At 55.9% G+C, this 7,946-nt stretch carries 7 protein-coding genes and 3 pseudogenes; 1 reads left to right on the forward strand and 9 read right to left on the reverse strand.

Going from position 1 to position 7,946, the window contains the following annotated elements:
• A pseudogene (locus tag F7R02_RS23025) lies at nucleotides 1-106 on the forward strand (IS5/IS1182 family transposase); the annotation flags it as partial.
• 116 nt (nucleotides 107-222) lie between these two features.
• On the opposite strand, the pseudogene F7R02_RS23030 reads toward F7R02_RS23025, so the two are convergent.
• The 9 genes and pseudogenes from F7R02_RS23030 to F7R02_RS23070 form a co-directional block, all read right to left on the reverse strand.
• Nucleotides 223-465 (reverse strand): annotated as a pseudogene (locus F7R02_RS23030) (hypothetical protein); the annotation flags it as partial.
• A gap of 70 nt (nucleotides 466-535) precedes the next feature.
• Nucleotides 536-2,989, reverse strand: a complete 2,454-nt coding sequence (locus tag F7R02_RS23035) for a VirB4 family type IV secretion/conjugal transfer ATPase (RefSeq protein WP_078589920.1) — start codon at nucleotides 2,987-2,989, stop codon at nucleotides 536-538.
• A gap of 100 nt (nucleotides 2,990-3,089) precedes the next feature.
• On the reverse strand, nucleotides 3,090-3,401 hold the full coding sequence (locus F7R02_RS23040; protein ID WP_078589921.1) for a VirB3 family type IV secretion system protein: 312 nt from the start codon (nucleotides 3,399-3,401) through the stop codon (nucleotides 3,090-3,092).
• Nucleotides 3,394-3,804, reverse strand: a complete 411-nt coding sequence (locus tag F7R02_RS23045) for a TrbC/VirB2 family protein (protein WP_011051714.1) — start codon at nucleotides 3,802-3,804, stop codon at nucleotides 3,394-3,396. Before F7R02_RS23045 ends, F7R02_RS23040 begins: the two co-directional genes overlap by 8 nt.
• Nucleotides 3,805-3,861: 57 nt before the next feature.
• A complete protein-coding gene (locus F7R02_RS23050; RefSeq protein WP_167521095.1) occupies nucleotides 3,862-4,692 on the reverse strand; it encodes a lytic transglycosylase domain-containing protein in 831 nt (276 codons plus the stop codon).
• 62 nt (nucleotides 4,693-4,754) lie between these two features.
• The gene (virB11, locus tag F7R02_RS23055; protein ID WP_172397232.1) at nucleotides 4,755-5,804 is read right to left on the reverse strand and encodes a P-type DNA transfer ATPase VirB11; all 1,050 of its coding nucleotides are present in this window, start codon (nucleotides 5,802-5,804) and stop codon (nucleotides 4,755-4,757) included.
• 5 nt (nucleotides 5,805-5,809) lie between these two features.
• Nucleotides 5,810-6,979, reverse strand: coding sequence for a TrbI/VirB10 family protein (locus F7R02_RS23060; RefSeq protein WP_078589924.1), 1,170 nt, complete (start codon nucleotides 6,977-6,979; stop codon nucleotides 5,810-5,812).
• Nucleotides 6,976-7,713 (reverse strand): TrbG/VirB9 family P-type conjugative transfer protein, encoded by a 738-nt coding sequence (locus F7R02_RS23065; RefSeq protein WP_015472270.1) that lies wholly within the window; start codon nucleotides 7,711-7,713, stop codon nucleotides 6,976-6,978. Before F7R02_RS23065 ends, F7R02_RS23060 begins: the two co-directional genes overlap by 4 nt.
• A 127-nt stretch (nucleotides 7,714-7,840) precedes the next feature.
• Nucleotides 7,841-7,946: pseudogene (locus F7R02_RS23070) on the reverse strand (IS5/IS1182 family transposase); the annotation flags it as partial.

Raw genomic sequence — 7,946 nt, forward strand, 5'->3', positions numbered from 1 at the left:
CGGCCTGGCCAAAAACACCGCACACGTGCTGACCTTGTTTGCGCTCTCCAATCTGTGGATGAAGCGAAAGCAGTTGCTGCCGGCTATGGGGAGCGTGCGCCTGTAAACCAGGAAATTCCCACGGAAAGCGCCAGAAATGGCGAAATTCCAAAGATTCAAACGCCACTCTTCGGAACGACGCGACATCCCGCACTCTCAGGCCTCGTTATTCAGACCTTCCCTAGAGCAATCCGCAATCCCGTAGTCGTCCGGAACCACCTTGAGCTCTTCCTTGGGTTTGTCGACTTCTGTCCCGCTGTCCTTGTCCTTGGGCTTTTTACCAAGCTTGAGCGAATCCTGAATTTCCTTGGTTTTCGTGTTGAGATCCTTGTCGACCACTTCCCATTGCGCACTGGCCGCTCCCGCCATGCTGAGCAGCACCAGTCCCATGAAGACCCGGGAAAAATGTCTGAACTTGATTGCCATGGTGTTCTTCGCCTCCTGTGACACAAATAAAGATGGTGCGGTGTGGAACCGCTTCGCGTGCCTGGACTGACTATGCATCTTCGACCTCCTTGTCCTTGGCCGACTTGCGCTTACCGGAGCCCTTGCGGTTGGCATAGAAATCGGCCAACCACTGCTCCGGCGTCAGTTGGTCCACGGTGACGCCCAGCTTGCCGGCCTTGCCCGCCAGAATTTGGTGCATGATCTCGATATTGTCGGTGGACGAGGAAATCACCGACAGCGCGTCATCCATCCCGCGCAGGTTGAGCTGGCACACCGCCGACGCGTGGCCTTGCTTAACCAGGAAACAGCGCGAACGCTCATCCAGCGACACCACGACCTGGTATTCGGCGTCGGTGAGCTTGAGCCCTTCCATGTAATCGTCGCGGCTGGCATTCGGGTTCGGCAGCAGGATCATGGTGGCCGTCTGCTCGATCAATGCAGCGGCAATGTCGCTGGCCAGTGCGTCTTCGGGACTCTGTGTGGCGAAAATGCCCAGGCCGTTCTGCTTTCGGATGGTCTTCTGCTTGTTCTTGGCAAATTCCTTCAGGCCACCCTTGCCGTCCAGGATCTTCCAGAACTCGTCCATCACGTAGATCAGCGGGCGGCCGTCGATCAGCGCTTCCAGGCGGTGCAGCAGGTAATTGATCACCGGCACGCGCACTTCAGCGTTGTCGATCACGTCGGTGTAGTCGAACCCGATGATCGACGCCCGCGTCAGGTCGATCGTATCCACCGGATTGTCGAACACCCAACCGAGCGAATTGCCAGCGGTCCAGCGGCGCAGACGCGCATACAGGCCGTCGTCGCCCATGTTGGGCAGACTCTTGCGGAAATTGCTCATGCTGCGCAGGTGCATCGGCGTGTCCAGCATGCCTTCCACCGCGCGATAGATGTCCTCTTCCTCACGGGCGCTGTATTCGGCCTTGCCGCCCAGCACCTTGATCAACTCGGCCAGGAATTGGGTGTTGGCTTCATTGCGCTCGCATTGGAAAGGGTTGAAGCCAGTCGGCGAACCATTTTCCAGCGCCAGGTAGTTGCCACCGCACGCGCGCACGAAGATCTCCGCGCCGCGGTCCTTGTCGAAGAAGAAGATGGTCGGAATCGGGTCGAACTTCTGCACCTGACTCAACAGGAAGTTGATCAGCGCCGTCTTACCGGTACCCGACTTGCCGATCACCATCGTATTGCCGATGGCCTTCTCTCCCAATGAGTTCTCGGACGGATGCGTCGCATGGAAGTTGAAGTAGTACGGCTGCCCATTGGTTGTCTGCAGGGTGGTGACGCAGTCGCCCCATGGATTGTTGTGCTGCTTGCCCTGGGCAAAATTGTGCAGCGGCGACAAGCCAAGGAAGTTCAGCGAGCTCAGGTTGGCAATGCGCGTACGGAAGCGCCAGTTACCTGGCAGCTGCGAATAAAACGACGAGGCGATCGCAAGATCTTCCTTGGCCGAGACGAAGCCGGCATTGGACAATTCGGCTCGGGTGGTTGCGATCTGCCTAGCCAGCTTCTCCTGGCTGTCGGCATAGACAGCCAATGTGAAATGGTATTCGCCGAGCACGAAGTTTCCTGAGGCAACATCGTCCATCGCGACATCGAGATCGCGAATCTGGGTCGACGATTTGTCGCCTGAAGAAACCATCATCCCCTTGGTGCGTTCCAACACCTTCAGCGCATCGTGTCGGCCGACCGGGCTGAACGAGTGGGTCATGACGTATTCAAAATCCAGGTACTTCAGGCCATTGAGAATGCCCGGATAGGTTCCATCCGCATATTCCTTGATATTCAAGATGGCGCCAAAGTGATTAATTCCGTCTGGAGTACGAATGACGAAATCGCCGGTCTTGTTGGCGAACATGTGCTTACTGACGGGCAAATACGCGGGCACCGGAGCTGGCAAGACCGGCACAGGCTCATCGATCCGATTCAACAAGTAGCCCAGAAACTCCAAGGTCTCGGAGAAAACCAGGCCGTTCTTTGCCTCGTACATACCGAGACGGTACGGCGTATAATCCTTAAGCACGGCTTCGACATTAGTAGCCAGTTCGACAACTTTCGCGACAGCCTGTTCTTCCTCGGCGCGAATCTTGTCCGGGTTCGCGGATTTCTCCACCAAGCGACGTCCCGTGACTACCGGCCTGTAAATCATGCTGAAATATAGCTCGTTCTGCATGATCTTTTGCGATGAAAGCGCTGTGTAATATTCGTCAGACAGAGTTTGATTGAATGCCTGCTTGAAACGTCCGCCTGCACCGATTCTGCGCCGACGCCGTACATCGTGGACCCAGAATGCAACGTTGGCGAAATCCGGGGCGCGCAGAGTCTGCAGAAGACGGTTAAACGTGTTGTGCCGTTGTTCGAGCTCGAACTCGTCTCGCCCCACAAACGGCAGCCCGCCCAGATGCCAGATCAACAGGTAGTCGCCAGCGGTCGTCTTGACGACGGACGGCGCAACATGCGTCGAGATGGAAACAAACTCGCTGATCGGACTGTCTGGACTGAACATGGTCTTACCAAATTTAGAGAGGAAGCATCACACCAAGCGACTATCGCAAACACCAACCCCACGCGGGTTGTGTGCGTGGGGTTGGTAAACGGCTACGTGCTTATCGCGATTTTCCCGGGGGATTCTTGCGATATTCATTTGGGCTGAAGACCCACATTCCTGAATAACGCTGAAGGTTTCGCGCACGCATTCGGAACAGCCAGCGTAATCCCAGCAACCTGAAAATCATTTCGTCACGCTTGGCCATCTGCTGCATGGCAAAGATGATGACTGGAATGGTCAACAGGTACCAAAGATTGGTGTACACCCCCAACAGCAAGCCACCACCCGCACCAATGAAGAAGGGGATGTAAGGCACCCCAAAAAACATGGCTGGGCGGGTGCATCCGCGGAAGAGTACGTCTTTATGCATAGTATTGAGCGATCTGCATCAGCGAACCGGTGATCGTCGAGCAATCACCCGAACTGCCGTTTTTATTCTGAAGGATCATGTTGGCGATCTGGCCAGCAGCACCGATGAGAACGCCACCAATGAGAATTGGCGAGACCTCGGAGATACGCTTGTGTGCGAAAGCGATCTGGTAGCCGGCCACGATGACTGCGATGGTGACCACTGCGATCGAGCCCATGTTCAACAGCTTGGTCACATTATTCAAAAAGCCACACACGCGGGTGTCGGTGTCTGCAAGACCATTGCCGTCTGCGGATGCACCGCCGGCCACCATCAGCAACGAAATGAATAGCAATGCCTTTACTGCCTGGGTGCCGACCATTTTGGCATCGGCGATCGTCTTGTTATCGATTTCAAACTTCATGTCTAACTCCTTGGGAACAGAGGGGGTCCAGCAGCCATATCCTTGGCAATTTCCATCCTAAAAAACGAATGCACTATCCACTTGCGGAACGGTTTGCGGTACTCGCTGCGTAGAAACGGGTGCAGATTGCTCGATCAGCGTCGAAGCCTGCGGACCGGAGGCTGGTACCGCCACCCCACGCCCCTGTCCGGTTGCCTTCACCACATACAGTTCGTTTTCTTCCGGAGCAGCTGCAGGAGCCACAGGCGCCACCCGACTCGGCAAGGAATATGCTGGTGCAGGCTGGGATAGCATAGGCCCTGGCGGTGAAGCCGCTGTGTGGCTCGCCCCGGAAAATTCCTGAATGCGACGAGCCACAATCGCGTCTGCCAACTCGGCTGCAGCCTGTCGCAGGGGATTTGCGGGCTTCAATTGCACCTGGCGGGTTGGCACGACCGCGATGGGCTCTGCGCCGGAAGACGCGACCGACTGACGAATGGAGGCATAGATCTTCTGCACGTAGCCATGTTTGAAGCCGGTTTCAAAATTTCCGGAGTAGTAGCAGCTAAACGACTTCCCCCAATTGGCGCCAGAACGCGAGTGGCATTCGGCCAGAATTTTTGACGCAGCGACCAAGTTAGGGCATTTGTCGAATGCCATCTCATAGGTAGCCAAACCGTACTTCTGCAGGTTGTACCGATTGACCTGACCTAGACCCAGCGAAAAGTTGTAACCCTTCTGCTCCAGCATCTTCGCTGTGGCGACGGCCTCAGCCAGACCGCGTGGCTCGCGCACCAGGCGTCCACCAACGACACCAATGGCGTAGGGATTACGCGACGACTCGACACGGACAACGTGCTGCATTACCTCGCCGGGGACGGCCAGTCCAGTGCACCCCATCAGTTCCATGCCAGGCAACATGTCAGTACTCCTTCCAAAACCAGATCAAAATCAGCGACGAACTCGATGCCCTAGTCGCCGCGCAGGGTGCGAAGAGGATCGAAATCGATACCCGTGATGAAGCGCCGTCCAGCGTGCGCCTTGATGTGAACCACGATGTCGATGGTCATTCTCAACAGACGTTTGATCACCTCGAACTCCAGACCGGAGCCCTCATTGGAGGCCTTCACCATCAACGCAAGCTGGTCCCAGGTCTGCTCAACACTTCCGGCATGGCAACTGGTGATGGAGCCAGGATGGCCCGACGCGCAGTTGCGAATGAAGTAGAACGACTCATCACCGCGCAACTCGGCAAGGATGATGCGGTCTGGCTTCATACGCAGGCAGGCCTCCATGCAGCTCTTAGCAGTCACGTTGCTGGCGCTTTGACCGCCCTTGGAATAAAGCAGGTGCACAGCGTTCGGCTGACTAATGAATAGCTCCCTGGCGTCCTCAATCGTCACCAGGCGCTCTTCGTTCGGAATGTGGTTGACCAACGCCTTCATGAAGGTCGTTTTGCCGCTACCTGTCGCCCCGGCAACAACGACATTTTTCTTGTAAAGCACGCACTTCTTGAAAAACTCTGCGTAATCGCGCTTGCGGCGCAGCTCAAGCAATTCTTGGTCGTGATCGCTTACATCTGCCGATTGCTCAAGCACTTCGTCGAAGAAACCGTCGTGCTTGTACTGCTCAAGCGACTTTGTGTGCTTCGAAGGAAGTCGGATCGTGATGGACACCTTGCCCGCATCGCAGGCAGGAGGCATCACGAACTGCGCACGTTGCCCGGTCGGAAACGTCAGCGATACGACAGGGTCGGCATCGGTGATGCGTTGCCCGGTGTTGCTCTCATTGACGACCGCCGTACAGAACTGCCGAGCGCGGTCGTAGGTGAGGGATGGCACATCGACTCGCTGCCATCCATGGATCGTCTCCAGGTACAGCTCACCAGGACGATTGATGCAAATTTCGGTCACGTCAGGCGAATTCAGATAGTCCAGAATTCCCAGCACGGAGTACTGGTAATCCAGAAAGTCATTGGAAATACGCGCTGTCGGGGAGTCATCGATCGTCATGGCAACCATTTCATTCACTTCGGCAGGACAGCCGAGAAATCGACGTCCTTGGCAACGTAGACGTTCAACACGGTTCCTTGGTTGATCGTCAGTGTGGCAGGACGACGTCCCGACTTTACAACCGCCTGCTCCGCAAGCTGCTGCATGCTACGCGCGGTATTACTCTCAAACGGTTGCTGGGTAACGATGCCGGAGCCCACGCCAATTGTTGTGGTCTCGGGGCCATATTCCGCTGCTGCATACTTGAATGCGTCGCTCAGCAGACTGATGAACAGTGCTGAAGCAATTTTGTTACCCCAATGTGCGTTGTAGTTACCCGGATGACCGGAGCTCCCGAGCGTATCGATGCCAGGACCCATGAGCGTGACATCCAAACCGGTAGGCGTAGTAACGCGGTCCCAGACAACTTGGAGACGATGAGAGGTCGGCTCACCGGCGCTGTACTGACCCAGCATCTTGGACCCTTTCGGAAGAAGCAGGTTGTGCCCATTGATGGAGTAGACCGGCTCGGTGACGATGCACGATGTATAGCCGCCGAAATCGGAGATGATGCGAGTCTCCAGGATGCAGCGAATATAGGTACCGCGCACTAGCAGACCGTCCGGGTTGCTGATCGGCTTGGCGAGCGTGACCGGACCATCTTCCTGAGTAGGCGCAGGCTGTGCCCCAAGTTGACCGGGAACCCCACCGCCATTTGCAGCAGACTCGGCAAGGATGCGACGCTCCAACAGCGTTGGCCCGCGCTGACGTTCCGGTGCGGAGCTGACCTCTTCGCTATTGTCGGTCGGCATTGGCGGCAGTGGCGGCAAACTGGGCTGCTGAGCTAGCGGGACTGGCGCTTCCTCAACCGGCGCAGTCATGCTCTGCGGCAACGCAGGTGCGACCACCGTCTCGGTACGCGGCTTCGGGGGCGCGGAATCCTCCCCGCTTTGCGTCGCTAGCCAGAAGATGGCGAGAATCAAGAGAGCTGCAATGGCTGCAAGAAACACCAGGGCCTTGCGATTAAGTCGCTTGATGTCGCTCGATCTTAAGATCGGCTCATTGGCATCCAGGTCCGGTTCCGCACTGGCCTGCTGGCGCGCGAAGTAAGGATTGTTGCGCTCGTTGTGGTCACTGTTGTGCTGCTCATCGCCGCCATGGTTCTGGATGCGCTCATCAGGGCTGTTTGGAATATTCGAATTCACTTTTGCTTGTTCCTTCGCAGACCGACGACGTTATCGCCATGACGAACCACCAGGAAAGGGTAGGTTCCGTGCACGATCAGAGTATTTCCTTCCACCGTCGTATTAACGAGAAAATCTTCGGCGTGCTCTTTCTCGCGAGCGAAGACCGCAGGAAAATTTCCAGTCGGAAAACGCGTCAGATCCATATTGATATAAGTGAATTTACCGTCATCATAGACACGGCTTGGGATCAACCAGGACTTCTTGGTCCGTGTCGCATAATCGTAATCGTAATAGTAACGACGATCCTTCAAGATCTTGGCATTCAGTAGCGGGCCGTTCTTCGAAGTATCCGCATCCGCGACATTATTGAAGCTTGTGTCCTTCGGGTAGGTAAACACAACCTTATATTGGACACCCGCTTGCTTCGCCTGCTCAAGACGTTGCCAATCTGTTGCCACCACCTTGAGCTCAAGAATATAAGAATGCGTCGCGGTACGAATCATCATGTTCGTATCGACGTCGACATTTTTAGGCTTGAGATAAAAAACATTCTCTCGCCGCGTGAGCTCCCATCCACCAGTGAAGCCGGTGCTGTAATCCAGAATTTTTTCGTTCGGGCTCAGCTCCACCTGAGTGGTAATGCCAAGGCCTGTGCGCACCTGATAGATACGATCGGGTGCATACTCATATTCCTGTACCACCTGAGCAGCTGCTGATAAGGCACACAGCGCAAGTGGTAGCGCTGACAACAACGCAACCCCTTAGGGAAGGTCTGAATAACGAGGCCTGAGAGTGCGGGATGTCGCGTCGTTCCGAAGAGTGGCGTTTGAATCTTTGGAATTTCGCCATTTCTGGCGCTTTCCGTGGGAATTTCCTGGTTTACAGGCGCACGCTCCCCATAGCCGGCAGCAACTGCTTTCGCTTCATCCACAGATTGGAGAGCGCAAACAAGGTCAGCACGTGTGCGGTGTTTTTGGCCAGGCCG

It is taken from the genome of Xanthomonas cissicola, assembly GCF_008801575.1.
Taxonomy (GTDB): Bacteria; Pseudomonadota; Gammaproteobacteria; order Xanthomonadales; family Xanthomonadaceae; genus Xanthomonas; species Xanthomonas cissicola.

Bases quoted from the DNA above. Each gene is read 5' to 3' on its own strand.
- F7R02_RS23045 (WP_011051714.1), bottom strand. From the start codon at position 3,804: ATGAAGTTTGAAATCGATAACAAGACGATCGCCGATGCCAAAATGGTC.
- F7R02_RS23040 (WP_078589921.1), bottom strand. From the start codon at position 3,401: ATGCATAAAGACGTACTCTTCCGCGGATGCACCCGCCCAGCCATGTTT.
- F7R02_RS23035 (WP_078589920.1), bottom strand. From the start codon at position 2,989: ATGTTCAGTCCAGACAGTCCGATCAGCGAGTTTGTTTCCATCTCGACG.
- F7R02_RS23050 (WP_167521095.1), bottom strand. From the start codon at position 4,692: ATGGAACTGATGGGGTGCACTGGACTGGCCGTCCCCGGCGAGGTAATG.
- virB11 (WP_172397232.1), bottom strand. From the start codon at position 5,804: ATGGTTGCCATGACGATCGATGACTCCCCGACAGCGCGTATTTCCAAT.